At 71.1% G+C, this 26,070-nt stretch carries 25 protein-coding genes; 12 read left to right on the plus strand and 13 right to left on the minus strand.

Going from position 1 to position 26,070, the window contains the following annotated elements; translation table 11 throughout:
* Position 1 precedes the first annotated feature (1 nt).
* From ABGB12_RS29630 to ABGB12_RS29680, 11 genes are all read right to left on the minus strand, one after another.
* A complete protein-coding gene (locus ABGB12_RS29630) occupies positions 2-928 on the minus strand; it encodes an ABC transporter permease (protein ID WP_347682845.1) in 927 nt (308 codons plus the stop codon).
* A gap of 25 nt (positions 929-953) precedes the next feature.
* Positions 954-1,880, minus strand: a complete 927-nt coding sequence (locus ABGB12_RS29635; RefSeq protein ID WP_347682847.1) for an ABC transporter permease — start codon at positions 1,878-1,880, stop codon at positions 954-956.
* On the minus strand, positions 1,877-2,158 hold the full coding sequence (locus ABGB12_RS29640) for a hypothetical protein (protein ID WP_347682849.1): 282 nt from the start codon (positions 2,156-2,158) through the stop codon (positions 1,877-1,879). Before ABGB12_RS29640 ends, ABGB12_RS29635 begins: the two co-directional genes overlap by 4 nt.
* On the minus strand, positions 2,155-3,195 hold the full coding sequence (locus tag ABGB12_RS29645; protein ID WP_347682851.1) for an oligopeptide/dipeptide ABC transporter ATP-binding protein: 1,041 nt from the start codon (positions 3,193-3,195) through the stop codon (positions 2,155-2,157). The genes ABGB12_RS29640 and ABGB12_RS29645 overlap by 4 nt, the downstream gene beginning before the upstream one ends.
* On the minus strand, positions 3,188-4,237 hold the full coding sequence (locus ABGB12_RS29650; protein WP_347682853.1) for an ABC transporter ATP-binding protein: 1,050 nt from the start codon (positions 4,235-4,237) through the stop codon (positions 3,188-3,190). The genes ABGB12_RS29645 and ABGB12_RS29650 overlap by 8 nt, the downstream gene beginning before the upstream one ends.
* Positions 4,234-5,337 (minus strand): class I SAM-dependent methyltransferase, encoded by a 1,104-nt coding sequence (locus tag ABGB12_RS29655; RefSeq protein WP_347682855.1) that lies wholly within the window; start codon positions 5,335-5,337, stop codon positions 4,234-4,236. The genes ABGB12_RS29650 and ABGB12_RS29655 overlap by 4 nt, the downstream gene beginning before the upstream one ends.
* A gap of 3 nt (positions 5,338-5,340) precedes the next feature.
* Positions 5,341-6,894 carry an ABC transporter substrate-binding protein gene (locus ABGB12_RS29660; RefSeq protein ID WP_347682857.1) on the minus strand — a complete coding sequence of 518 codons (1,554 nt, stop codon included), beginning with the start codon at positions 6,892-6,894 and terminating at the stop codon, positions 5,341-5,343.
* Between the two features lie 10 nt (positions 6,895-6,904).
* Positions 6,905-7,192: a hypothetical protein gene (locus ABGB12_RS29665; RefSeq protein ID WP_347682859.1), complete on the minus strand. Its 288-nt coding sequence runs from the start codon at positions 7,190-7,192 to the stop codon at positions 6,905-6,907.
* Positions 7,189-8,247, minus strand: a complete 1,059-nt coding sequence (locus ABGB12_RS29670; RefSeq protein WP_347682861.1) for a class I SAM-dependent methyltransferase — start codon at positions 8,245-8,247, stop codon at positions 7,189-7,191. The genes ABGB12_RS29665 and ABGB12_RS29670 overlap by 4 nt, the downstream gene beginning before the upstream one ends.
* A gap of 35 nt (positions 8,248-8,282) precedes the next feature.
* The gene (locus tag ABGB12_RS29675; protein WP_347682863.1) at positions 8,283-9,530 is read right to left on the minus strand and encodes an NAD(P)/FAD-dependent oxidoreductase; all 1,248 of its coding nucleotides are present in this window, start codon (positions 9,528-9,530) and stop codon (positions 8,283-8,285) included.
* A 278-nt stretch (positions 9,531-9,808) separates the two neighbouring features.
* Positions 9,809-10,621 (minus strand): IclR family transcriptional regulator, encoded by an 813-nt coding sequence (locus tag ABGB12_RS29680; RefSeq protein ID WP_347682865.1) that lies wholly within the window; start codon positions 10,619-10,621, stop codon positions 9,809-9,811.
* A gap of 147 nt (positions 10,622-10,768) precedes the next feature.
* On the opposite strand from ABGB12_RS29680, the gene ABGB12_RS29685 reads away from it, so the two are divergent.
* Genes ABGB12_RS29685 through ABGB12_RS29705 form a run of 5 tightly spaced genes read left to right on the plus strand, consistent with a single transcriptional unit; the run spans position 10,769 to position 15,041 of the window.
* Positions 10,769-11,062 carry a Dabb family protein gene (locus ABGB12_RS29685; protein WP_347682867.1) on the plus strand — a complete coding sequence of 98 codons (294 nt, stop codon included), beginning with the start codon at positions 10,769-10,771 and terminating at the stop codon, positions 11,060-11,062.
* Positions 11,055-11,711, plus strand: coding sequence for an isochorismatase family protein (locus ABGB12_RS29690; protein ID WP_347682869.1), 657 nt, complete (start codon positions 11,055-11,057; stop codon positions 11,709-11,711). Before ABGB12_RS29685 ends, ABGB12_RS29690 begins: the two co-directional genes overlap by 8 nt.
* Entirely contained in the window at positions 11,708-12,598 is an 891-nt protein-coding gene (locus ABGB12_RS29695; RefSeq protein ID WP_347682871.1) for an isocitrate lyase/PEP mutase family protein, read from the plus strand. Before ABGB12_RS29690 ends, ABGB12_RS29695 begins: the two co-directional genes overlap by 4 nt.
* Complete coding sequence (locus ABGB12_RS29700; protein WP_347682873.1) at positions 12,595-13,338, plus strand: arylmalonate decarboxylase; 744 nt, start codon at positions 12,595-12,597, stop codon at positions 13,336-13,338. Before ABGB12_RS29695 ends, ABGB12_RS29700 begins: the two co-directional genes overlap by 4 nt.
* A 14-nt stretch (positions 13,339-13,352) precedes the next feature.
* Positions 13,353-15,041, plus strand: coding sequence for a carbon-nitrogen hydrolase family protein (locus ABGB12_RS29705; protein WP_347682875.1), 1,689 nt, complete (start codon positions 13,353-13,355; stop codon positions 15,039-15,041).
* A gap of 86 nt (positions 15,042-15,127) precedes the next feature.
* On the opposite strand, the gene ABGB12_RS29710 is transcribed toward ABGB12_RS29705, so the two are convergent.
* Positions 15,128-16,150: a LacI family DNA-binding transcriptional regulator gene (locus tag ABGB12_RS29710; protein WP_347682877.1), complete on the minus strand. Its 1,023-nt coding sequence runs from the start codon at positions 16,148-16,150 to the stop codon at positions 15,128-15,130.
* A gap of 143 nt (positions 16,151-16,293) precedes the next feature.
* On the opposite strand from ABGB12_RS29710, the gene ABGB12_RS29715 reads away from it, so the two are divergent.
* The 7 genes from ABGB12_RS29715 (at position 16,294) to ABGB12_RS29745 (ending at position 24,407) form a co-directional block, all read left to right on the plus strand.
* Complete coding sequence (locus ABGB12_RS29715; RefSeq protein ID WP_347682879.1) at positions 16,294-17,592, plus strand: extracellular solute-binding protein; 1,299 nt, start codon at positions 16,294-16,296, stop codon at positions 17,590-17,592.
* An 11-nt stretch (positions 17,593-17,603) separates the two neighbouring features.
* Positions 17,604-18,533 (plus strand): sugar ABC transporter permease, encoded by a 930-nt coding sequence (locus ABGB12_RS29720; RefSeq protein ID WP_347682881.1) that lies wholly within the window; start codon positions 17,604-17,606, stop codon positions 18,531-18,533.
* Positions 18,533-19,351 carry a carbohydrate ABC transporter permease gene (locus ABGB12_RS29725; RefSeq protein ID WP_347682883.1) on the plus strand — a complete coding sequence of 273 codons (819 nt, stop codon included), beginning with the start codon at positions 18,533-18,535 and terminating at the stop codon, positions 19,349-19,351. The genes ABGB12_RS29720 and ABGB12_RS29725 overlap by 1 nt, the downstream gene beginning before the upstream one ends.
* Positions 19,352-19,359: 8 nt before the next feature.
* Positions 19,360-21,726: a glycoside hydrolase family 3 N-terminal domain-containing protein gene (locus ABGB12_RS29730; protein ID WP_347682885.1), complete on the plus strand. Its 2,367-nt coding sequence runs from the start codon at positions 19,360-19,362 to the stop codon at positions 21,724-21,726.
* Positions 21,727-21,857: 131 nt separating this feature from the next.
* Positions 21,858-22,955, plus strand: a complete 1,098-nt coding sequence (locus ABGB12_RS29735) for a PP2C family protein-serine/threonine phosphatase (protein ID WP_347682887.1) — start codon at positions 21,858-21,860, stop codon at positions 22,953-22,955.
* A gap of 31 nt (positions 22,956-22,986) precedes the next feature.
* Complete coding sequence (locus tag ABGB12_RS29740) at positions 22,987-23,640, plus strand: TetR family transcriptional regulator (protein ID WP_347682889.1); 654 nt, start codon at positions 22,987-22,989, stop codon at positions 23,638-23,640.
* A gap of 119 nt (positions 23,641-23,759) precedes the next feature.
* A complete protein-coding gene (locus ABGB12_RS29745) occupies positions 23,760-24,407 on the plus strand; it encodes a GntR family transcriptional regulator (protein ID WP_347682891.1) in 648 nt (215 codons plus the stop codon).
* A 4-nt stretch (positions 24,408-24,411) separates the two neighbouring features.
* Here ABGB12_RS29745 and ABGB12_RS29750 read toward each other — a convergent pair whose 3' ends face one another.
* Positions 24,412-25,971 (minus strand): AMP-binding protein, encoded by a 1,560-nt coding sequence (locus tag ABGB12_RS29750; RefSeq protein ID WP_347682893.1) that lies wholly within the window; start codon positions 25,969-25,971, stop codon positions 24,412-24,414.
* Positions 25,972-26,070: the final 99 nt, after the last annotated feature.

A 26,070-nucleotide genomic window follows, 5' to 3' on the forward strand; every position in this document is an offset into this window, starting at 1 on the left:
CCTACCAGAGTTCGGGGTCGCTCTTGGTGCGGGCGGACGGGTTGAGCGCGTCGCGGATCGCGTCGCCCAGCAGGTTGAACGCCACCACCACCAGCATGATCGCCAGGCCGGGGAAGACCGTGGCCCACCAGGCCAGCCGCAGCGTGGTGCGCGAGTCCGACAACATGCTGCCCAGGGAGAAGTCCGGCGGCTGCACGCCCAGGCCCAGCAGGCTGAGCGCGCTCTCCACCAGGATCATCACGCCGGCGCTGGTCGACCACAGGATGACGACCGGGCCGAGCACGCTGGGCGCGATGTGCCGGAAGAGGATCGCCGGGGTGCGGGCGCCGATGGTGTGGGCCGCGGTGACGAAGTCCATGCGCTTGGTCTGGGAGACCGAGTTGACGATCGTCCGCGCGTAGTTCGCCCAGCCCCACACCGCCAGGATGATCATGAGCTTGACGATGCCGGGCCCGACGACCGCGGCGAGCGCGACACCGACCGCGACGAACGGGATCGCGAACTGGATGTCGGCCAGCCGCATGAGCACCAGGCCCAGGCTGTTCTCGAAGTACCCGGCGAGCAGGCCGAGCACCAGGCCGAACAGGGCGGCCCCCGACGCGGTCACCACGCCGACGATCAGGCTGAGCCGCAGCCCGTACAGCAGCCGGCTGAACACGTCCCGGCCGAGGGTGTCGGTGCCCAGCAGGTAACCGCCCTCTCCGCCCAACCAGGACGGGGCCTGGCTCGCGGCGGCGAGGTTCTGGTGGGTGGGGTCGTGGGGCACGAGCCACGGGGCGAAGACGGCGATCAGCACCAGCACCGCCAGCATCGGGATCGCGATGCGCCCGGAGGTGTCGCCCCAGACCCGGCCGAGGATCTCGACCAGGCGGGAGCGGCTGCGCGGGGCCGGCTGGGACTTGGCGACCGGGACGGTGGCCGTGGTCATGGGGTCCTCCGTGGGGTCAGGGGGCTCACGCCGCCGCCTTGGCGCGCAGCCTGGGGTCGATCAGCCGGACGATGAGGTCCATGGCGATGTTGACCAGGGTGATGAGCATGGCCATGCAGAACACGCTGGCCTGCACCAGCGGGAAGTCCTGGTTGCCCACGCTGCGGATGAGCAGCGCGCCCAGCCCGTTGTAGCCCAGCAGGGGCTCCAGCACGAGCAGCGCGCTGAACAGGAACGAGAACTCGATGCCCAGCCAGGCCAGCAGCGGCGGCATCGCGCCGGGCAGGGCGTGGCCGAACAGCACCTTCCAGGGCGGCACGCCTTTGGAGCGGGCGGTGAGCACGTGCCCCTCGTTGAAGGAGTCCAGCAGCTGGCCGCGCACCAGACGGGTGGTGGTCGACACTCCCGCGAGGGTCAGCGCGGCCACCGGGATCACCAGGCTGGCCATGCCCTCGCTGCCGGTGGCCGGGAGCCACTGCAGGTTCACCGCCAGCAGCAGCACCAGCAGCAGGGCCATCCAGAAGTAGGGCACGCTTCCGGTGATGAAGGCGCCGACCATGAGAAGGCGCCCGGTGAGGCGGCTGGGCTTCAGCGCGGCGACGATTCCGACGCCGAACGACACCACCACGCACAGCACGAGGGCGGGGATCACCAGCCACAGGCTCGGGCCGAGCCGTTCCAGGACCATCGTCGCGGCGGGCTGGCTGAAGGAGAACGACTGCCCGAAGTCGAAGGTGAACGCGCTCAGCAGCGCCTCGCCGTACTGGACGAAGAAGGGCTCGTTGAGGCCGAGCCGCTCCCGGGTCGCCTCGATCACCGCGGCGCCGGCGTCCGGCGGGGCCATCAGCTCGGCCGGGTCGCCCGCCAGGCGGGCCAGGACGAACAGGAAGGTGGTCACGCCCCAGGCGACCACGGCGACCAGCAGCAGCCGGCGGACGGCGTATCCGATCATCGGGGTCCTCCCGCGGCGGCAGCCTCCATGACGCGTTCGAGGAACGCCCTGCGGTCGGCCGCCAGCCGGGCGCTCAGCTCCGGTCCGGGCTGGAACAGGTCGAGGTCCCGCCGGGTGACCGAGCCCCGTTCGGCCAGCAGCTCCTCCAGGACGGTGAAACGGTCACGGAGCACCCAGAGCTCTGAGGCCACTTCCATGAGTGCGTTGAACACCCCGTCCAGGCGTTCGGAACGTTCCAGATAGACGGGGTTCTCAGCGGCGAATCCCGGCATGGTCATCCGCCTTTCTTGAGGGTCGGCAAATCGGTGGCGGGAAGGGTGAGCGGGGGCGGCGCGGGCACCGCGCGGTGCCCGAGATCACCGCCGAGCCGCAGCTCGCCCGGGAAGTGGCAGGCCGCCTGGCGCCCTTCGGCGACGGTGACCAGCGGCGGCGCCTGCTCGACGCACCGGGCGGTGGCCAGCGGGCAGCGGGAGCTGAACGCGCAGCCGGGAGGCCGGTCGACCGGGGAGGGGATGTCTCCGGTCGGCAGGATGCGGTGTTCGGCGTCCCGCTGCATCGAGGCCAGCACCGCGGTGTAGGGGTGGGCGGGGTCGGTGAACAGCTCGGCGGCGGGGCCGATCTCCACCACCCTGCCCAGGTACATGACCGCGATCCGGTGGCTGAGGTGCCGCACCAGAGCCAGGTCGTGGGTGATGAACAGGTAGGCCAGGCCGCGCCGCCGCTGCAGGTCCTGCAGCAGGTTCACCACCTGGGCCTGCACCGAGACGTCCAGGGACGCGGTCGGCTCGTCCGCCACGATCAGCGACGGGTCGAGCATGAGGGCCCTCGCGATGCCGACGCGCTGCCGCTGGCCGCCGGAGAGCTCCTGGGGGTACCGGCCGGCGAACGCCGGGTCCAGCCCCACCTGCTCCATCATCTCCAGCACCCGGCGGCGGCGCTCGGCGGAGCCGCCCTCCCCGTGCACCTGCAGCGGCTCGGCCAGTACGTCGCCCACCCGCTGGTAGGGGTTGAGCGAGGTGGACGGGTTCTGGAAGACCATCGCCATGCGGCGGCGGACGGCGGTGCGCAGCGCCGAGCCGCGGAGCGCGGTGACGTCGCGGCCCTCGAACTCGATGCGGCCCGCGGTGGGCTTCTCCAGCCGGATCAGCATCCGGGCCACGGTGGTCTTGCCGCTGCCGGACTCCCCCACCAGGCCCAGGGTCTCGCCGCGGCGCACCTCGAAGGAGACCCCGTCGACGGCGCGCAGCGTGCGGCCGCCGCCGAGGCGGAACTCCTTGACCAGGCCGTCGGCCCGGGCGACGTACTGCTCACTCATCACGGGCTCCTGTGGTGATCGGGCCGTACCCCTCGGTCAGCAGGCAGGCGGCGGTCCGTCCCGGGGCCACCGGGCGCGGCTCGGGACGCGCGGACCGGCACACCTCGTGCACGCTCGGGCAGCGGGCCGCGAACGCGCAGCCGGTCAGCTTCTCTCCGGGGCCGGGCGGGCGGCCCTCGATGGTGTTCAGCCTCTCGCCCGGACGGTGGGAGCCGGGGGCCGAGCGCAGCAGCGACCAGGTGTAGGGGTGGCGCGGGCGGGCCAGGACCTCGGCGGTCGGCCCGGTCTCCACGACCTCGCCCGCGTACATCACCACCAGCCGGTCCGCGAGATCGGTGATCACATCCAGGTCGTGGGTGGCGATCACGATCGACAGGCCGAGCTCCCGGTTGAGCTCTTTCAGCAGCTCCAGGATCTGGGCCTGGGTCGTCACGTCCAGAGCCGTGGTGGGCTCGTCGCAGAACAGGACGGCCGGTCCGGCCACCAGCGCCATCGCGATCACGATGCGCTGGGACTGGCCTCCGGAGACCTCGTGGGGGTAGGAGTTCATCCGGGAGGCCGGCTCGGGGATGCCGACCCGGGCCAGCATCCGCTCGGCCAGCTCGCGGGCCGCGGCGCGGGACAACGACGGGTCGGCCGTCCGCGCCGACTCGATCAGCTGCGCCCCGATGCGCTTCATCGGGTGCAGCGACCGCCACGGGTCCTGGAACACCAGCCGTGCCCGCTTGGCCCGCAGGTCGCGCAACCCGCGCTTGGGCATGGCCAGCACGTCCTGGCCGTCCAGGACGATCGAGCCCTCCACCTGCGCGCCGGGCGGCAGCAACCGCAGCGCCGCCATGATCGAGGTCGACTTGCCCGAGCCCGACTCCCCCGCCAGCGCCACGATCTCGCCCTTCTCGACGTGGAACGTGGCGTCCCGGATGATCCGCAGCCGTCCCTTGCCGGTCGGGAGCGTCACCCGGACGCCCCTCATCACCAGGGCGTCCTCCCGGAACCTCTCCGGGGACGGCGCCGCGGCCGTCTCCACCAGTCCCTCGCTCACGTCGACTCCTTCTCTTCGGCCGGGCGGCGGGCGAGGGTCACCCACGGGTAGTTCCCGGGGCCGAGGGCCTGCTGGCGCACCTCGGTGAACCCCGCGGCCTCGGCCATCTCCACCAGATCGGCCGTGGCGGTGGTCCGCCACCACGGCTCGTTTCCGTTCTCCGCGTCCCAGTCGTCCAGCCACGCCTGGTAGGGGGTCCGCTCGTGATAGGGCGCGACGTCGGAGAACACCAGGTCCCCGCCCGGCTTCAGCAGCCGGAACGCCTCGGCGAAGACCTTGCGGATCGTGTGCGGGGGGATCTCGTGCAGCAGGATGAACGAGGTCACCAGGTCCTGGCTCCCCGCGGGCAGTCCCGTCTGCTCGGCGGGAGCCCGCACCAGCTCCCAGGTCAGTCCCCTGTCGGCGGCCCGTCGCTGAGCGTAGCGCAGGGCCGTCAGTGACAAGTCCACTCCGGTGACGCGGGCGTCCGGGAAACGTTCGGCCAGCTTGAGCGTGTACTGCCCGGTTCCGCAGCCCAGATCGCAGACGGCGGTGTAGCCGGTTCTCGGCGCCGCCGCCGCGACCTGGGCCCGCTGGCGAAAGATGTCACCGTAGGCCGGCACCAGCAGATACCGGTAGACCAGCTCGTGGTGCACGAACCCCATGTGCTCGTGGCCGTCCCAGCCACCGGTGGTGCCGTGGAACTCGTACTTCCAGTACCGCGGCACCACCTCCTGCCCCCGGTCGAGGATCGCCGCGGGGTCGGGTGCCTGCGCGAACTCCTCCAGCTCCGCGCGCTGGGCCTGGAAGGCCGCGGCGGCACGCGGGGTCAGCGAACGGCGGCCCCAGCGCAGCGCGGCGCCGATCACCGCCTGTTCGGCGGAGCCGTCCAGGGCCCGATCGGCCGCCTCGCGCAGGTCGCCGATCCGCGGGTCCAGTGCGTCCGCCCACGCCGCGACCTCGGGCGAGGCCTCGAGCCGGGCCTTGACCCTCGCCCGCAGCGGGTCGAGGGCCGCCCGCTGCGCGGCGAGGAACTCCAGCTCGGCCCGGCCGCGCTGGTGCAGCCGGACGTCCGGGTTCATGCCGTCGGGAACCTGTGCGGCGATCTCCTCCGGGGGCAAAGGTCAGACCTCCTTGGCCACTGCGTCGAGCTTGAGCATCAGGCCGTTGCCGTTGTCGAACCCGGTCACGCCCTTGCGGTAACCGCCGACGGTGGGGGCGCCGTAGGTGTAGAGGATGTAGGCCTGCTCGTTCAGGTACTCGGCGCACTCGATGAGCTTCTTCTCGCGCTTGGCGGTGTCCAGCTCGGTGCGCTCGGCCTGCAGGAGCTTGTCCCACTTGGCGTCCTTGACGAACGGCTTCTTGGACGAGGAGACGTGCCCGTACATGCGGTCGGCGTCGAAGATGCCGGTGTAGGAGCCGCCCCGGTAGAAGACGTGGGCGTCCGAGCCGTTGCGGAACGACTGCACCCAGACCGGGATGTCCACCGAGGTGATCTTCGGCTTGAATCCGGCCTCCTGGAGCTGAGCTCCGACCGCTTCGTACAGCTTCTTGTAGAGGTTCATGCCGAAGATCTCGATCTCCGCGCCCACCGCGCCGGCCTCCTTGAGGAGGTTCTTGGCGCCCTCGAGGTCGTAGGCCGGACGGGTGATCGACGTGGTGTGCCCGAAGACGCCCTCCGGCGCGACCTGGCCGTCCTCCAGCACGCCCGCCCCGTAGGTGAGCGCCTTCATCAGGGCCGGGGCGTCGATCGCCTTGATCGCGGCCTGGCGCACCCGGATGTCGTCGAAGGGGGCCTTGGTGGTGTTCAGCTGGAACATGTTCTGGTTGCCGCTGAAGTCGGAGGCGATCGTGAGGTCGTCCCGGCCGCTCAGCGTCTTCAGGCTCTCCGCGCTGAGGTTCTGCGCGGCGTCGATCTCCCCGGCCTCCAGTGCCGAGGCGAGCGCCCCGGCGTCGGTGAAGTACCGCAGGGCGATCTGCGAGGTCTTCGGCGCGCCGCCGTAGAACCCGTCGTAGGCGGTGAACTCGATGCCGGTGTCCACCCCGAACTTGCTGATCTTGAACTGGCCGGAGCCGATCGGGTTCGCGGTGAAGCCGTCCGGGCCGACCTTCTTCCAGTGCGCCTGGGGCACGATGAAGACCTGGCCGAGGCGGGCCAGCAGCAGCGGGTCGGGCGCGACGGTCTCGATCTGCAGCGTGGTGGCGTCGATCTTGCGCACGTCCTTCACGCCGGTGAGGAACATCGCGACGGCGTACTGCTTGGCGGTGACCTCGGTGAGGCTGAAGACCACGTCGTCGATGGTGACGGGCGAGCCGTCGTGGAACGTGACACCCTGGCGCAGCTTGAACTTCCAGACCGTCGGCTTGATCCGCGTCCACTCCTCGGCCAGCCGGGGGGCGGCCTCGGTGTCGCCGCGCAGCTGGCGCACCAGCGAGTCGAAGGCGTTGAACTGGAAGGTGGTGTACTGCTCCTGCATCGGGTTCAGCGTGTCGTCCACGATGACCGTGCCGAGGGTCAGGAGGGAGGCCTTGGAGCCGCTGCCGCCCGAGTCGCCGGGTCCGCCGCAGGCGCTCAGCAGGGGGGCCGCCGCCGCCAGGCCGCCCAGCGCCAGGCCGCCACGCAGGAAGCCCCTGCGGTCGATCGCACGGGCCTGGCCGGAGAAGAGGTTCTTGCTCACTTACCGTTCCTTAAGATTCGGTGGCCGCGACCGCGGCCTTCACCCGGGTGTCGGGGTCGAAGATCGCCCCGAACACGCGTCCGACGAGCGCCTCGCGCTCCTTGCGCAACTTCGCCACGAGTTCCTCGGACGGCCGCAGCTCGTCCACCGCCGCGGGGTCGAGGCAGCCCCGCTCGGCCAGCAGGTGCTCCAGGACCAGGGTGCGGTCCTTGAGGATCCACAGCTCGGAGGTCAGCTCGGCGATCATGCGCGCGAGCTCGTCCAGCCGCCCCGAGCCGAGGTAGGTCTCGCCGCTCACAGGTTCTCCTCCTTGCGTCCGCGGACGATCCACGGGTAGTCGCCCTTGTTCAGGCCGTAGGCCTTGACGTCGGTGAAGCCCACTTCCTCCATCAGGGCGGGCAGGTCCAGCTGCAGGTAGGCGCGCATGAACGGCTCGCCCCGGTGCTCGGTCTCCCAGTCCAGGACCACCGACCGGAAGGCGCCGTTGCGGTCGAAGGGCGCGATGTCGCCCATGACCAGGTCGCCGCCGGGCTCCAGCACCCGGAACATCTCCTGGAGGATCTCCTTGGTGGCCTTCGGCGGGGTCTCGTGGAAGAGAGTGAAGATCGACACCAGTCCGACCGAGGCGTCCGGCAGGCCGGTCTCCTCGACCGGGGCCTGGATGAGGGTCCACTCCTCGCCCTCGTGCACCGCGCGGGCGCGGGCGTAGCGCAGCTGGGTCTCCGACAGCTCGACGCCGATGATCTCGCTGTCGGGGAAGACCCCGGACAGGGCGGTCAGCATGCGACCGTTGCCGCAGCCGGCCTCCAGAACGGTGCCGTAGTCCCGGCGCGGGGCCTCCATGGCCACCTGGGTGCGCTGGTCCATCAGGTTCTCGCCGGTCCGGACGGCGCCGACGCCGCCGGGCATGATGACGTAGCGGTAGCCCAGGTCGTGGATGACCACGCCCATCAGGTCGTGGCCGTCCCAGCCGCCGGTCGTCAGGTGGAACCCGGCGTGGAAGTAGGCCGGCACGTCGGCGTCGGGGTTGAGCGTGAGCGAACCGGGGGCGTCCTCGGGGACGTCCAGCCACCCCTCGATCGCCGTACGGGACTCCTCGGCGGCCGGGATGGAGCGGACGTAGATCTCCTCCGCCACGTACCGGGTGTACAGCCGGTCGAACAGCCAGGGGGCGTGGTCGGCCAGCTTCTCCGTCACCGAACGGCGGCGTTCGGCCAGCTCCGCGGGGGGCTCGGACTCGAGCTGCTCGTACCGCGCGGCGGCCGCGGGCTGCAGCACTCCGCCGGCGTAGCCCTGAAGCGAGCCGAGGAATTCCAGGCTCGCGCGGGAGCGCTGCTTCACAGGGACGTCCAAGGGAACCTCCTTCTTACGATGCGGAAATCAAGGGGTCAGGCGGGCTGTGTGTCGCGGGAGACGCGGGAGGCGAGCATCGAGGAGCGCAGCAGGTGCGCCCGCGCCAGCTCCGGGTCGGCCGCGGTGCGGCGCATGTGGTCGTTCTGGCGCCGCCGCTCGGCCGGGTCCTCTTCGCGGAGCATGTCCCGGTTCTCGTGGGTGACGACCCGGACGTAGTCGTGCGCGACGGACTTGCGGGTCTTCTCGTAGGCGTCGAGCAGGGCGGTGTCCCCGGCCTCCGCGGCGAGGATCGCCTCGGCCGCCATGGCGGCGTCGTGGATGCCGCTGTTCATGCCCATGCCGCCGAGCGGGTTGTTGAGGTGGGCGGCGTCGCCCGCCAGCAGCACCCGGCCCACCCGGAACCGCTCGGCGACCCGCTGGTGCACCCGGTAGATCCGGGAGTGGACGATGTCGTAGCCCTCGGGGTGGGGGGCGATGGCCTGGAGCCGGCGCTGGATCTCCTCGGGGTCCAGGGCCTCGGCGGCGTCCTGCTCGCCCGAGGAGATCGGGAAGAGCGCCCGCCAGTGCAGCGGGGTGCGCAGCAGCACCAGCCACTCGCGCGGGTCGGAGATGTAGTTGACCGAGGCGATGCCGGGGATGAGCTCGGCGAAGTCCACGTTGGTGGAGACCACGAGGAACTGCTCGGGGTAGGTGATCCCGGGGAAGTCGATGCCCAGCGCGTGCCTGATCGGGCTGTGCGCGCCGTCGGCGGCGATCACCCAGCGGGCCCGGTGCTCGATCACGGGGGCGTCGGGGTCGGCCGAGCCGGCGACGCGGACGACCGCCTCGTCGCCCTCGGTCTCGGCGGAGCGCACGTGGGCGTTCTCGTAGAGCCGGACGTTGGGCAGTTCGGCGAGCCGGTCGCGGATGATGCAGACCAGGTTCTGCTGCTCGCTCTGCAACCGGTAGGGGAACGGCGTGTCCTGGGCGATGTCGGCCAGGTCGAAGTGCGCGATCAGGCCTTCGGCGCGGTCCCGGTACTGGTAGGTGTCCGCCACCAGGCCGACCTCGTGCAGCGCCTCGGACACGCCCAGCTCGGCCAGGATCTCCAGCGTCGGCGGGTGGAAGGTCGAGGCCCGGGACTCGCCCAGGACGCCCTCACCCGCCAGGCCCGCCTCGAAGACGGTCACCTGGAGCCCGCGCAGGGCGAGCGTGAGCGCCGCCGTGGCGCCCACCGGGCCGAGGCCCACGACCACCACATCGGAACTCTCCGGCGGACGCGAGTCGTTGAAGCCGAGAAGCACGGATCCTCCATCTGCTGACAGCTCTCACACTGCGGTAACCATGCACTCGAGATGCGGGAACGCTAACTAGCGCAATACGGGCAAGTCAATGCCTTCCAGACACGGATTAACCAACTGGTTACATCAGTGGACTTTCGTTCCGCTGAGCGAAACGCGATCACGCCAAAACACCCCTGTACAGGGGTTGGCCGTTCCGCCGAACGGAACGTTGATCTCGAGCCGGACAACAAGAATCCCGGCCCGCGGTATGGCGGGCCGGGATCAGAGGGGGCGAAGGCTCAGACGCGGTGCGAGCGGTCCACGAGGATCTTGGAGATCTCCGCCGCCCCGGAGACGACCAGGTCGATGATCCGGGCCCGGTCGGCGTGCTGCAGCCGGAAGAGGGGGCCGGCCACCCCGAGCGCGCCGACCACTTCGACGCCGTCCTTGATCACGGCCGAGGCGCCCCAGATGCCCTCGTCCACCTCGCCGAAGCTCTCCAGCCAGCCCAGCCTGGCCACGGTGTCCACGTCGGCCCTGATCTGCTCGCGCTCGGCCTCGGTGAGCTGGGACATCGCCGCCAGGTAGCGCTCCCGCTCCGCCTCCTTCATGGAGGCCAGCAGCACCCGGGAGGCGGAGCCCTGGTGCAGGATCATCGGCTGCCCCTGGTCGAACTGCAGCCGGACCGGGTGCGGCGACTCGACCCGGTCCGCGCAGATGGCGCTCCAGCCCACCCTCCTGATGAGGAGCGTGGTCTCGCCGCCGGCCTCGGCCACCGACTTCAGGACCGGCTTGGCCAGGACCTCCAGGGAGTCCCCCGCGGCCCGCGCGGCGTTGGCCAGGCTGACGAACAGCCAGCTCAGCCGGTACTCGCCCGGCCTGGCCTCCTCGACCAGGCCCTCCTCGCGCAGGACCGACAGGTAGCGGTAGATCGAGCTGATCGGCATGTCCAGGACGGTGGCCAGCTCCGCGGCGGATCTGGTGTGCCGCTGCGGGCTGAAGGCCATCAGCAGGTGCAGCACCTTGCGCGAGCTCTCCGCGCCGCTGCGCCTGGTGGAGCGCCCCTGCGCCGAGACGGCGGGCGTTCCCTCCGCCACGGTCCCGTCGGACACACCGCCTCCTTCGCCCCGGACCCCGGCTTGACCTCGGGAGACACCAGGATCTAGGTTGTCTTACATAGCAATAATCATTCTCTCACACTGCGGGAACCCAGCGCCAGCGATCGACATCGATACGACTACGCAGGGGAGGAACCCGCCATGGTTCGGCACATCGTCCTGCTGAGGTGGACGGAGACGGCCACCGCCGAGCAGAAACGACACGCAGAGACAGCTTTCCACAAGCTGGCAGAGCAAATTCCACAAATCGGGCACATTTCCTGCGGCTCCGACCTGGGGCTCACCGACGGAGCGCACGACTTCGCCGCCGTGCTCGACTTCGCCGACGCCGAGGACTGGCGCGCCTACCAGGGCCACGAGGCGCACAAGGCGCTGATCGCCGATCATCTGGCGCCGATCCTGGCCGAACGCTCCGTCATCCAGTTCGATGTCTGAGGGGGCCGGAGAGGCGTTCACCCGCGACGCGCTCGCCGCCGATTACCAAGGGGCGGGATTCGGCGGGAGCCTCGGGATCGGCGAGCGGCCCGCGCTGGTGGTCGTCGACCTCGTCCGCGCCTACCTGGATCCGGAGTCGCCGCTGTACGCGGCGGCGGAGTCCGCCGCCTCCCAGACCCTCCGGCTGGTCCGGTCCGCACGCGCGCTCGGGCATCCCGTCGTCTTCACCTACGTGGAGTACGCGCCCGGCGGCGCCGACGGCGGCCTCTTCTACCGCAAGGTACCCGCGCTCCGGCTGTTCGACCGCGGCTCGCCGTGGGGAGAGCCTCCGGCCGGGCTGGAGCCCGGGCCGGGCGACCTCGTGGTCACCAAGCAGTATCCGTCGGCGTTCTTCGGCACGTCGCTGGCCTCCACGCTGACCTCGCTGGGCGTCGACTCGGTGGTCGTCACCGGGACGAGCACCAGCGGCTGCGTCCGTGCCACCGCGCTCGACGCGCTGTGCCACGGGTTCCGGCCCATCGTCGTGTCCGACGCCGTCGCCGACCGCGACCCCCGGCCGCACGAGGCGGCGCTGTTCGACCTGGCCGCCAAGTACGCGGACGTCCACGAGACTGCGAAGGTACTGGAGTTGTGGAAGACAACGACATGACTCCTCAACTCGTCACCCCCGCCGACCGCCTGCGCGCCCGCCTGGCCGGAGGCGCTCCGCTCCTGGCCGCCGGATGCCATGACGCGCTCTCCGCCAGGCTGGCCGCCCAGGCCGGATTCGAGGCGATCCACCTGTCCGGCGCGCTGGTCAGCGCGGTCACCTTCGGGCTGCCCGACCTGGGCTACGTCGGCGCGACCGACATGGTCGAGGCACTGGGCCGGGTCGCGGCCGGCACCGACCTGCCGATCATCGCCGACGCCGACACCGGCTACGGCGACCCGCTCCAGGTGGCCGAGACCGTCCGCCGGTACGAGCGGGCCGGGGCCGCGGCCCTCCACCTGGAGGACCAGGTCATGCCCAAGCGCTGCGGCCACATGGCGGGCGTCCGGCTGGCCGGTCTGCCCGAGACCGTGGCCCGGCTGCGCGCCGCCGCCGACGCCCGGCGGCGGCTGGTGCTCATCGCCCGCACGGACGCGCTGAACGCCGCGGGCGAGGACGAGGCGCTGCGCCGCGTCGCGGCGTTCGCCGAGGCCGGAGCCGACGCGATCTTCGTCGAGGGCGCCCGGGACTCCGCCACCGTCCGGCGGGCGCACGAGGCCGCCGGAGGCCTGCCGGTCGTGGTCAACTACTCCGCCGCCGGACACGCCCCCGAGCCGATCGACGAACTGGCCAGGGCCGGAGCCCGGCTGGCCCTGTTCCCCGTGGCCGCCGCGCTCGCCGGGGCCGCCGCGATGAGCGCGGCCTACCGCGAGATCCTGACCGGCCGCCGCGCCCCCGAACCACCGCTCAGCTGGGCGGACTTCACCACCGTACTGGGACTGCCCGGCCTCGCCGAGGAAGAGGAGCGCTGGCGTCCCGCCGCCTCCGACCGAGAGGAATCATCATGACGACCGTTCTGGCCGACCGTCACGTCTTCGGCGTGATCGTGCCCTCCACCAACACCGCGGTGGAGGACGAGTACTACCGCTTCCGCGCACCCGGGGTGTCCTTCCACGCCGGGCGGATCCTCATCCGCAACGCCATCCTGAACTCCGACGAGGACATGGAGAACTTCCTCGAGGACCTGCGCGGGGAGATCGGCGCCGCGGTGGAGTCCGTCCTGACCTGCAAGCCCGACTCCCTCATCATGGGGATGAGCGCCGAGACGTTCTGGGGCGGCGTGAAGGGCAACGCCGAGTTCGAGCGCTGGATCAAGGAGCTGTCGGGCCTGGAGGTCGTCACCGGCGCGTCCGCGACCCACGAGGCGCTCCAGCGGCTCGGCGTCCGCAAGATCGGCGTGATCACCCCCTACCAGCCCGTCGCCGACGAGCAGGTGCGCGCCTACTTCACCGAGCTGGGCTACGAGGTGCACGCCGTCCACGGGCTGAAGTGCACCTCGGCGACCTCGATCGCGGAGGTGACGCCGGAGGAGATCCGCGCCGCGTTCGCCGAGGTCGACGCCCCGGACGTGGAGGCGCTCGTCCAGGCCGGCACCAACCTGCCGGTCATCGGCGTGGCCGCCGCGCTGGAGGAGGAGCTGAACAAGCCGGTCGTCCCGATCAACGCCGCCTCCCTCTGGCACGCCTACCGGACCAACGGCATCAAGGACCGCATCCCGGGCGCCGGTCGGCTGCTCGGGACGCTTTAGAAAGGCAGGAAGAGATGACGAAGGTTCGGGTCGCGGCGGCCCAGTTCTTCTCGGGACCGGATCCGCTGGCCAACCTGGAACTGTGCGCGGGCCACGTCCGTGACGCGGCGGCGCGGGGAGCCAGGCTGGTCGTCCTGCCCGAGAACTCCAACCGCGTGCGGAACTACTCCTCCCGCGAGGAGTGCTGGGAGCGCTCCGAGGACCTCGACGGCCCGTTCGTGACGGGCCTGCGCGAACTCGCCGCCGAGCTCGGCGTCCACATCGCCGCGGGCGTCGACCTGCGCGGCGGGGACTCGCCGACCGTCTACATCGCCTCGGTCCTCCTCGGACCGGACGGCGGAATCGTCGGCGTGCACCACAAGCACGTCCTGTGGGACTACGAGTACACCCTCTTCGTGCCGGGCGACGAGCCCTACCAGGTGTTCGACACCGAACTCGGCCGGATCGGGCTGCTGCTGTGCGCCGACGGGATCGTCCCCGACACCCCCCGCGCGCTCGGCCTGATGGGCGCGCAGATCCTGTGCAACTCCCTGAACTCCCGGGGCCCGGACGAGTACCGGGTGCACGTGCCGCTGCGCTCGATGGAGAACCGGGTGTGGCACGTGGCGGCCAACACCGTCGGCGGGCCGGAGCTGGAGTGGCCGTGGATGGGCGGCAGCCAGATCATCGCCCCGGACGGCACCCGGCTGGCCGACGCCGGGGAGGAGGAGCCCGGCCTGGCCATCGCCGACATCGAGCCGGAACTCGCCGACGACAAGCGCATGGCCGGTGTGGGCGACGTGTTCGCCTGGCGGCGTCCCGACCTGTACGGCGTGCTCACCCGTCCGCTCGACGAGGTGCCCGCGGCCTCCATGTACGGTCCCGCCCCGGCGGACATGCCGTCGCGGCCGCTGCCCGTCGCGCTGCTCCAGGTCAGCTGGTTCCGCAACACCGAATGGACGGTGCTGCGCGCGCTCGGCCAGGTCGCGTACGCGGGCAAGCGGGGCGCGCGGCTCGGGGTGCTGCCCGAGCTGTTCTGCCTGAAGCCGGGCGAGGCCGCGCAGGACCCCGAGAAGGCCGCGGGCCTGTCCCGCGACGTCCTGCAGCGGCTCGCGGCGGCCTGCGCCGAGGCGAAGCTGTGGCTGGCCGCCAACCTGGTGGAGGCCGAGGACGGGCGCTACTACTCGACCGTCTACCTGCTCGACGACACCGGCGCGGTCGTGCACCGCTACCGCAAGACCCACCTGACCGACGAGGACCGCGCCTGGGCGACGCCCGGTTCGGAGCTGTCGGTGGCCGACACGCCGATCGGCCGGATCGGCTTCATGATCGGCGAGGAGGTGTGGGTGCCGGAGGTGTCACGGGTCCTGGCCGTGGAGGGCGCCGAGCTGATCGTCCACCCGACGTCCTGGACGACGCCGGACGCCATGCACGTCGCGGCCACCGAGCGCACCGAGGAGAACCGCGTCCACCTGGTCTCGGTCACCCGCCTCGACTGCCCGGCGAACCTGGGCAGCCAGGTCGTCCGCGCCGACGACTTCGAGCCCGGCCAGCCCATCGCGGTGATGCGCTACCCCACCGGCTACTGGACCCGCCCCGGGTTCGAGGAGCAGCTCCTGCTCGAGCTCGACCTGCGCGAGTCCAACGACAAGATGATGGGCCACCACCTCGACCCGCTGGCGACCCGGGCACCGCACCTGTACGGCTCCTTCACCGCGTCCTGACCTGGAGGCCCGTCGAACGGATTCCCTCAGGTCCCCTTCTGCGCCCGCGCCCCGGTCCGGTCCTCCGGCCCGGGGCGCGGGCGTCCTCACGCGTCCTCGGGCGGCGGGGCGGTGCTCTTGCGGACGACGAGGCTGGTGGACAGCTCCAGTCGGGTGGGCGGGTTTCCGCCGTCGCGCAGGCTCAGCAACATCTGCGCGGCGGCCTCGGCCATCTCGCGCAGCGGCTGATGGACGGTGGTGAGGGCCGGGCTGGACCATGGCGCCACCGCCACGTCGTCGTAGCCGACGACCGACAGGTCGTTCGGGACTCGCAGGCCGTGGACGCGCGCCGCCTCCAGGACGCCGAGGGCCTGCAGGTCGCTGCCCGCGAAGATCGCCGTCGGCCGGTCGGGGCGGCCGAGCAGCTCCAGCGCGTGCCGGTAGCCGCCTTCGACGTGGAAGTCCCCATAGGCCACCAGTCCCGGATCGACCTCCAGGCCCGCCATGCCCATCGCGGACCGGAACCCGTCGAGGCGGGCCAGCGAGCACAGCATGTCCTCGGGCCCGGTGATGATCGCGATTCGCCGGTGCCCGCACTCGATGAGGTGGCGGGTCGCGGCGACCCCGCCCGACCAGTTGGCCGACCCGACCGACGGCACGTCCGGCTCGGGGTCGCCCGCCGGGTCGATGACGACGAACGGGATGGAGCGCGAGCGCAACTGGTGCTTGACCTCCGGCGGGAGGCTGGAGAAGACCAGGACGACGCCGAGGGGACGGCGGCGCAGCACTCCGTCGAGCCACTCGGGTCCCGGCGCGTGCCGGGTTCCGCTCTCGGTGAGCACCACGGCGGCGGTGTTGGCCTTGGCGACGGCCTCCACGCCCCGGATCAGCTCCATCGCCCAGAGGCTGTCGAGCTCGTGGAAGACGATCTCGATCAGCGGGGCCTCCCCCGCCGAACCGGGCGCCCTGCGGTAGCCGTGCAGCTCCAGGAGACGCTCGATCCGGGCACGGGTCGGCCGCGCCACGTCCTGGCGGCCGTTGAGAACTTTCGAAACCGTCGAAACAGAGACTCCGGCCTCATCGGCCACCTGGGCCAGAGTGACCCGACCCGTCTCCTCCTCTGCGCGCATGGACAGCAGCATAGGCCACCCCACGTCGAGCGCTGTCTTCCTTCGTCCTTGGTGCGGGGTTGACCGTCCGGAGAACGCGTTCTAGTGTCCCGGATCACAACGATGTTTCGGGGGAGCTTCCGAAACTTTTCGAAAGGTCTGCGATGAAGAGACGTACCTGGCTCACCCGGGCCGTCGCCGGTGGAACGGCCCTCGCCCTGAGCCTCGCCCTCGCGGCGTGCGGCGGGGACTCCGGCGGCGGAGAGGACGGAGAAATCCGCATCCTGGTGTACGGAGACGCCACCAACAAGGCCGAGACCAAGCTCGTCGAGACGTTCAACAGGACGTCGGACGTCAAGGCGGTCCTCGACACCATCCCGGGCGCCGACTACCAGGCGAAGCTCCAGACGATCATCAACTCCAAGCAGGCGCCCGACGTCTTCTTCAACTGGGGCGGCGGCAGCATCCAGCCGTTCGTGAAGGCCGGCCTGCTCATGCCGCTCGACGACCTCATCGCGAAGGACCCCGCGCTGAAGTCCAGCTTCCTGCCCTCGGTGTTCGACACCGCGGTCGTCGACGGCAAGCCGTACGGCATCCCGATGCGCGGCACCCAGCCCGTCCTGCTGTTCCACAACAAGAAGGTCCTCGCCGACGCGGGCGTCTCGGTGCCGACCACATGGGACGAGCTGCTCGACGCCGTCGCGAAGCTCAAGGCGAAGGGCGTCACGCCCATCGCGCTCGGCGGCGGCGACAAGTGGCCCACCCAGATGTGGTTCCAGTACGTCTACGACCGCGTCGCCGGGCCCGAACTGTTCAAGCGGGCCGTCAGCGGCGACGCCTCCGCGTGGGACGGCCCCGACAGCCGCAAGGCGCTCGAGACGCTGCGGCAGCTGATCGACGCCGGGTCCTTCGGCACCAACTTCGACTCGGTGAAGTTCACCGACGACGGCTCCCCCACCCTCCTCGCGCGGGGCAAGGCCGGCTTCGAGCTGATGGGCTCCTGGGCCTACTCCACCCACCAGGAGCTCGACCCCGAATTCGCCGAGAAGGGCCTCGGATACAGCGCCTTCCCCGCCGTCCCCGGAGGCAAGGGCGACCCGGCGAACATCGTCGGCAACACCAACAACTTCTACTCGGTGCTGAAGAACACGAAGCACCCGGAGGCCGTCGCGGAGTTCCTGAAGCTCCAGTACTCCGACGAGTTCGTCAAGGAGCATCTGGCCCTCGGCAACCTGCCCACCACCACGAACACGCCGAAGTTCCTCGACACCTCGGCCAACCCCGAATACGCGAAGTTCCAGTTCGGGCTCGTGGAGAAGGCCCCCGCCTTCCAGCTGTCCTGGGACCAGGCGTACCCGCCGGCCGCGATGACCCCGCTGCACCGGGCCGTCCAGGAGTTCTTCAACGGATCCATCGACGCCGACGGGTTCATCAAGGCCATGCAGGCCCTGCCCAAGCCTTGACGGACCCCGCCATGACCACTCTCACCGCGACCACCGCGGGCAAGCTCCGGGCCGCGCGGCGGCCCGGAGCCGCGTCCACCCGCCCGGGATTCCTCTGGGCGCTGCCCGCCACCGTCTTCTTCACCCTGTTCGCCCTCGTCCCGCTCGTCCTCGTCGCCGTCCTGTCCTTCACCGAGTGGAACGGCCTGGGCGACCCCGCCTTCGTCGGGACGGACAGCTGGTCGGCGCTGCTGGACGACCCCGTCATGCTCAAGAGCATTTGGCTGAGCCTGCTGCTCACCGCGCTCGGCGTCGCGTTCCAGACGCCGATGAGCATCCTGCTGGGCGTGTGGGCGGCGGGTAAGCAGCGCAACCGCGCCCTGCTGTCCGCGATCTACTTCGTCCCGCTGCTGCTGTCGGCCACCGCCGTCTCGGTGCTGTGGCGCTCCCTGCTCGACCCGAACTTCGGCGTCCCCGCCGAGGCCCGCTGGCTGTTCGGCGACGGCAACCTGTTCAGCTCCCAGAGCGGGGCGATCGCCGTCCTCGTCTTCGTGGGCGTCTGGCAGTTCACCCCGTTCCACACCCTGATCTACCAGGGCGCTGCGCGCGCCATCCCGCAGGTGCTCTACCAGGCCGCGGAGATCGACGGGGCGGGACGGGTGCGCAGGTTCCTGCACATCACCCTGCCGCAACTGCGCAACGCGATCATCACCTCGGTGATCCTCATGGTCGTCGGCGGCCTGACGACCTTCGACACCGTGCTCATCCTCACCCAGGGCGGGCCCGGCACCGACACCACGATCACCGCCTACTACATGTACGACAAGGCGTTCAAGGGCTTCCAGTTCGGCGCCGCCTCGGCCGTCTCGCTGGTGCTCGTCGTGACCGCCACCCTCATCTCCCTCCTGGTCGTGCGGCTGTCCGGCTACGACCGGATGCGCGGAAGCACGGAGGGGGTCTGATGCGCGGACGCCCCAACCACCTCGCCGGACTCGGCTCTCTCGTCTGGCTCGCGGTCGTCGGACTGCCGCTGTACGTGATGCTCGCGGCGTCCCTGCAGAGCCGCTCCGACTACTCGGCCGGCGGACCGCTGAGCGTCCCGGGACGGCTGACGCTCCAGAACTACCTCGACGTGTTCGACGGCGGATTCGGCCGCTACTTCCTCAACACCCTCATCGTCACCGTCGCCGTCGTCGCCATCGTGCTGCTGGTCGTACCGCCCCTGGCGTACGCGATCGTCCGCAGCCGGGGCCGCGCCACGACGGTGGTCTTCCGGCTCTTCCTGCTCGGGCTGGCCGTCCCCGCGCAGGCCGTCATCGTGCCGATGTTCTACGTCATCAGCGAGGCCGGCCTGTACGACAACCTCGTCGGGGTGATCCTGCCGACGGCCGCGTTCTCGCTGCCGGTGTGCACGCTGGTCCTCACCGGCGTCATGCGGGAGATCCACACGGAGCTGTACGAGGCGATGGCGATCGACGGCGCCTCGGCCGGACGCATGTTCTTCCGGCTGGTCCTGCCGTTGTCCAAGGGCGGGCTGTCGACCATCACCGTCTTCTCCGCCCTCCAGGCGTGGAACGGGTTCCTCTTCCCCCTGGTCCTCACCCAGTCGGCCGAGACCAAGCTGATCACCCTCGGCCTCTACGACTTCCGCACCCAGCACGGCGTCAACGTCCCCGGCCTGCTCGCCGCGGTCGTGCTGTCCATGCTGCCCATCCTCATCGTCTACCTGTTCGCCCGGCGGGCCCTCATCCAGGGCCTGATGGGCGTCGGGGGAAAGTAGACCCGCGTATGGAGAGCGAATTGGAGACCGAAACGGCCGCCCCCGCCTGGCGGGACGCCTCACTGCCCCCGCACGAGCGCGCCGCCGCGCTGCTCGCCGAGCTCACCCTCCCCGAGAAGGTCGCCCAGCTGTTCGGCGTCTGGGTCGGGGCGTCCGACGAGGGCGGCGAGGTCGCCCCCTACCAGCACGAGATGGAGGAGCCCCCCGACCTGGAGGAGCTGCTCCCCGACGGGCTCGGCCAGCTGACCCGCCCGTTCGGCACCGCGCCCGTCGACCCGGCGCTCGGCGCGCTGTCCCTCGTGCGCACCCAGCGCCGGATCGTCGGCACCGGCCGGTTCGGCGTCCCCGCGATGGCACACGAGGAGTGCCTCGCCGGGTTCGCCGCCTGGCGGGCCACCGCCTACCCGGTGCCGCTGTCGTGGGGCGCATCGTTCGACCCGGACCTGGTGCGGCGCGTCGCCGGGCGAATCGGCCGCGACCTGCGCTCGGTCGGCGTCCACCAGGGCCTCGCCCCCGTCCTGGACGTCACCCGCGACGGGCGCTGGGGCCGGGTGGAGGAGACCATCGGCGAGGACCCCTACCTCGTGGGGACCATCGGCACCGCTTACGTGCAGGGGCTGGAGGCCGCCGGGGTCGTCGCCACACTGAAGCACTTCGCCGGATACTCGGCGTCGCGGGCGGGCCGCAACCTCGCGCCCGTCGGCATGGGGGCGCGCGAACTCGCGGACGTGATCCTGCCCCCGTTCGAGATGGCGGTCCGGGAAGGTGGCGCCCGGTCGGTCATGCACTCCTACACCGACCTCGACGGGGTGCCGTCCGCGGCGGACGCGGAGCTGCTCACCGGGCTGCTGCGCGACACCTGGGGGTTCACCGGCACCGTCGTGGCGGACTACTTCGGCATCGCGTTCCTCAAGACGCTGCACGGCGTCGCCGGGAGCTGGGGCGAGGCCGCGGGGACCGCGCTGGCGGCGGGCGTCGACGTCGAACTGCCCACGGTGAAGACCTTCGGCGGGCCGCTGCTGGAGGAGGTTGCCGCCGGACGCGTCCCGGAGGAGCTGATCTACCGGGCCGCGCTGCGCGTCCTCACCCAGAAGGCCGAACTGGGGCTGCTGGACCCCGACTGGGATCCCGTCCCGCCGGCGCTCGCCGGGGCGGATCTGGACGACCCGGCGTCGCTGCGCGGAACGGTCGAACTCGACAGGCCGGAGAACCGGGCGCTCGCGCGGGAGCTCGCGGAGAAGGCCGTGGTGCTGCTGCGCAACGAAGGTGTGCTCCCGCTCTCGCGGCCCCGGCGGATCGCGTTGATCGGGCCCAACGCCGACGATCCCGCGGCGGTGCTGGGGTGCTATTCCTTCCCTCGGCACGTGGGGGTGCACCATCCCCGGGTCCCGGCGGGCATCGCGCTGCCGACCCTGCGGGAGGCGCTCACCGCGGAGTTCCCCGGAAGCGAGCTGGTCCACGCGCCCGGCTGCTCCGTGGACGGGCCCGGGAAGGAGGGTTTCGCCGCCGCGCTCGCCGTCGCCCGGGACGCCGACGTGGCGGTCCTGGCGCTCGGCGACCGGGCCGGGCTGTTCGGGCGCGGCACCAGCGGCGAGGGGTGCGACGCGGAGTCGCTCGTCCTCCCGGGTGTGCAGCAGGAGCTGCTGGACGCCCTGTTGGACACCGGGACTCCGGTCGTGGTCGTCCTGCTGGCGGGACGCCCCTACGCGCTCGGGCGGGCGGTCGGCGAATCAGCGGCGGTCGTCCAGTCGTTCTTCCCCGGGGAAGAGGGCACCGGGGCGATCGCCGGGGTGCTCAGCGGGCGCGTCGACCCGTCCGGGCGGTTGCCGGTGAGCGTGCCGAGGCGCCCGTACGTCCAGCCGTCGACGTACCTGGCGGCGCGGCTCGGCCACGCCACCGACGTGTCGGGCACGGACCCGACGCCCGCCTTCGGTTTCGGGCACGGACTGGCCTACACGAGCTTCGTCTGGTCGGACTTGGCCGTCGTCCGGGGCGAGACCGGCACGGATGGGGAGTTCCTGCTGGAGTTCACCGTCCGCAACACCGGGGACCGGGACGGGACCGAGGTCGTCCAGCTCTACCTGCACGACCCGGTGGCGTCGGTGGTGCAGCCGGTGCAGCGGCTGATCGGCTACCACCGCCTGCCGCTCGCGGCGGGCCGGGCCCGCCGTGTCCGCGTCGCCGTGCCCGCCGACCTGGCTTCCTTCACCGGGCGCGACGGGACGCGCCGGGTCGAGCCCGGGGAGCTGGAGCTGCGGCTGAGCGCCTCCAGCACCGACCCGCGCCTGACCGCGGCGGTGGCGCTCACCGGCCCGGTGCGCCGACTCGACCACACCCGCCGCCTGCACCCGGTGTTCTCCTCCGCCGACGCCTGAGGGGCCGGCCGTCCTGCTCGAAGGGGCGCCGCGGGGCCGCCGGGCGCGGCATACCTGGTGAAACGGGTGGCCGAGGCCGGTCGGCGCCGATAGCGTGGCGACGGAACGGCCAGATCAGGCGGGGAGCGGGAGTGCGGCTGAGCGCCAACCGGAACAGGTTCCTGCTGGGGCTGCTGCCCTACGCGATGATGGGGGCGATCGCGTTCGCGGACGCGGTGACCGGGCCCGAGTACGGGTTCCTGCCCCTGCTGTCGCTGGGCCCGGCGTTCGCGAGCCTGAGCGGCGGTGTGAAGCGGGCCCTGTCCATCGGCGTGCTGGCGATGCTGCTGTGCGCCGTGCTGGCCGTCTACAACGGCGTGCTGGGAACGCGCCAGAACACCGTGACGTGGGGGACGCTCCTCGGCGTGATCGGCGCCAGCGTCGTGGCGACCATGGGACGGCAGCGCAGGGAGCGGGAGCTGGCCAACGTCCGTTCGATCGCCGAGGCCGCGCAGCGCGTCCTGCTCAAGCCGGTCCCGCGGCAGGCCGGGCATCTGCGGATCGCGGTGTCCTACACCTCCGCGGTCACCGAAGCCCTGATCGGCGGCGACCTGTACGAGGTGGCGTCGTTCCCCGGCGGGGTGCGCGTCATCGTCGGCGACGTGCAGGGCAAGGGCCTGGAGGCGGTGGAGACCGCCGCGATCGTGCTGGGCGCCTTCCGTGAGGCCGCCCCCGACGAGCCCGACATCAAAGCGGTCGGCGCCCGGCTCGAACGCGCCCTGAACCGCCGCCTGAAGGGCGAGGACTTCGTCACCGCGATCCTCGCGGAGATCCGCGACGACGACCTCACCCTCCTCAACTACGGCCATCCCCCGCCCCTCCTCCTCCGAGCCGACGGCACCTCCCTGTTCGCCGAACCCGAGCAGGCCGCTCCCCCGCTGGGCCTGGCCGACCTCGAACCGGACCCTCCCCTGCCCTACGGCCTCCCGTTCACGTCCGGCGACCAGCTCCTCCTCTACACCGACGGCGTCATCGAGGCCCGCGACCCGTCCGGCGGCTTCTACCCCTTGGACGAACGCGTCGCCCACCTCAAGGCCGACGACCCCGAAGAGGCCCTGGAGAACCTCCGCCGGGACCTCCTCACCCACCTCAGCGGCCCGCTCCAGGACGACACCGCCATGCTCCTCGTCCGCTGCCGCACCCACCTGGAAGGCCTCGAGAACTTCGAGGGCCCGGCGGAAGAGCGCTGACCGCCCGTCGGAATGCTTTCTTCATCAGCTCATGAACCAAAGCGGAAATTCCGTTTCATACCATGCAGGCATGTCCTCAGAACCGGGTACCGCGGAGAACGGCGAGCAACTCCTCCAGACCGCTCTGCGGCTCTTCGCGCTCCTGGGCTATGACAACACCACCGTCGACATGATCGCGGAAACGGCGGGAAGGGACCGTGAAGCGGTCGCGGCGGCGGGCGGGAAGGCGGGGCTCTACCGGGCCTCGATGCAGAGATACGCCGACATGACGCATGCTCTGCTCGATTCTCTCGCCGCTCATTCCTCCCCTGATCCCGCCGAGGCGCACACGTCTCTCGACCTTATCCTCGACTTCTATTTCGAGCATCCCGAGTTCGGCCTCCTGTGGACTCAGCGCTGGCTCTCCGACGCTCGCGACATATCTGATATCGAGCAGTCCTATCGGTCGCCGCTGCAAAAGATCGGTCACCGCCTTCTCTCCGTGACGATCCTCAAAGGAAGAGGGGAAGAAGACGTGGAGATGGCGGCGAGCCTCTTCGACTGGGCCATTCACGGCTTCCTCACCGAAGGCATCGGGCAGGCCGACGGCGACGCCCTGAAGTCCGACGACCCGCGGGCCCGCCGCCGCTTCCGCGCCTACATGCACCGCCTCATGGACCTGCTCGAGCACGAACACCGCTCCTGAGCCGGTCGTGGCCGGCATGCCGCGTGGCGAAAGTGGCCTAGAATTGCATGTAACACATAGCTCTGTCCTCTGCTCCGGAAGGGTCGTCCATGCCTGAGTCCTCCGAGGGTGGGATCCGGATGAGCCCGATCGGTGGCGGTGAGCTGCTGCTGGACCGGGTGGCGGGGGCGCTGCGCGCGGCGATCCTGAGCGGGGAGCTGGCGCCCGGCACCCATCTCAGCGTGCCGGAGCTGGCCCGGCAGCTGGAGGTGAGCCGGACCCCGGCGCGCGAGGCGCTGTTCCGGCTGCAGAGCGAGGGCCTGGTCAGCGTGACGCCGCGGCGCGGAGCGGTGGTGCTCAGCGGGGACCCGGGACGGCTGGCCGAGCTCTTCGAGTACCGCGAGGCGCTCGAGGGCATGGCGGCGCGGCTGGCGGCGAAGCGGATGGACGCGGACGGCAGGGCCGCGCTGCGGGCGTCCTTCGAGGCGCACGCCGAAGCGGTGCGGACCGGTGATCTGGCCGCGCACGTGGAACACGACCAGGAGTTCCACGAGCTCTTCATCGCCGGCTCCGGCAACCAGCGGATCGAGCAGGAGCTCGGCCGGGTGCGTTCCCAGCTGACGCTGCTGACCCGCAGGATGTCGGCCAAGCCCGGCGCGCTGACCGAGATCGTCACCGCGCACGAGGCGATCCTCACCGGCATCGAGGCCGGGGACGGAAGGCGGGCCGAGAACGCGGCCAGGGTCCACGTGCGCGGGATCTTCGACTTCTACCGGGAGAACCCCTGACGTCTCACGGGGTCCGCTCGGAGAACGAGGCCCGCAACGCCTCCTTCTTGACCTTGCCCGCGGGGGTCCGCGGCAGCTCGTCCACCCGGACGACGTGCTCGGGCGACTTCTGGATCGCCAGCCCCGTTCCGGTCAGGAACGCGCGGAGCTCCTCGGGCCCCAGGAGCGCGTCGCCGGTCACCAGATAGGCGCAGGCGCGCTGCCCCATGACGGGATCGGGCACTCCGACGACCGCGACGTCCGAGATCGACGGATGCTTCCGGAGCGCCTCCTCCACCTCCATCGCGCTGATGTTCTCGCCGCCTCTGACGATGATGTCCTTCGCGCGGCCGGTGATCCGCAGCCGTCCGTCCGCGTCGAGCACCCCCAGGTCGCCGGTGCGGAACAACCCCTCGGCAGTGAAGGCGCCCTCGTTCAGGACGGGATCCAGATAGCCCAGGAACATCTCGGGACCGGCCGCGACGATGTGCCCTGGCGTGCCCGAGGGCAGTTCGCGGTCGTCCTCGTCGAGCACGCGCAACCGGATGTTCTCCAGCGGGACCCCGTCGGTGCCCGCCAGCCGCTCGGCCTCCCACTCCGGGCGCGTGCAGGTCACGGTGGGGATCTCGGAGAGCCCGTAGACCCGCAGGACGGTCACCTCGCACGCCGCGGCCGCGTCCATGAGGCTTCGGGGGATGTCCGCGCCGCCGCAGCGTACATACCGGAAGGCGCGCAGGGCCTCGCGTGCCCCGGGGAGGGCGAACATCTGCTGCAAGAACGGGGTGGCCATCACCGAGTAGGTGCATCCGTGCCGCTCGACGAGCCGCAGGGCCGTGGCGGCGTCCCACTTCTCCTGGAGCACGGTCGTGCCGCCCAGGCTGATCGGGGTGATGATCCCGTTGAGCAGACCGGTGATGTGCGCCAGCGGTGACGGCATGAAGAATACGTCGGCGCCGGAGAGTCCCAGGAACCGCTGCATGGTCCCGACCTCGTACAGGAGCGTCGCCTGCGAATGCAGGACGCCTTTGGGGTTCGACTCCGTCCCCGACGTGTAGACGACCACCGCCACCTCCCGGGCCGACGCGGGCGTGTGCGCGTCCGGACGCGGGTCGGCCGCGGGGGTGGCGGGCCACCTCGAACCCGGCCGTACCGGCACGACCTCGCGCACGGACGGAACGTCGTCGGCCACTCCGGCCGCGAAGTCGAACCGAGGGTCGCCTCCGGGCACGAACAGCAGTTTCGCCCCGGTCTGGCCGCAGATGAAGGAGACCTCCTTCCTGCGGTAGATCGGGACGACGGGCACCGCGACGGCGCCCAGGTCGAGGACGGCGAGGAAGATCGCGGCGGACTCGACGCAGTTCGGCAGCTGCCAGGCGACCGGGTCGCCCGGCGCGACGCCGCGGGCCCGCAGTTCGGCGCGCCAGGCGCAGGTCAGCTCCAGCAGCTCGGCATAGGTCACCGGGCCGTGGTCGTCGACGTAGGCGGTCTTCTCCGGGGCCTGTTCCGCCGCCAGGCGCAGCCGGAGCCCCAGGGCCCCGCCCTCCCAGGACGGTTCCACAGCGGGTTCATGTGTTACATGCAACATGCAAATCAGCCTATCAGGGCAGGTGAACACACCATCGGCCAATTCACATGTTGCATGTAACGCGTAGACGAACTACCGTCCTGTGGCGGACCTCACATC

Origin of the sequence: Actinocorallia sp. B10E7 (assembly GCF_039871655.1) — a bacterium.
In the GTDB taxonomy this organism is placed as follows: Bacteria; Actinomycetota; Actinomycetes; order Streptosporangiales; family Streptosporangiaceae; genus Actinocorallia.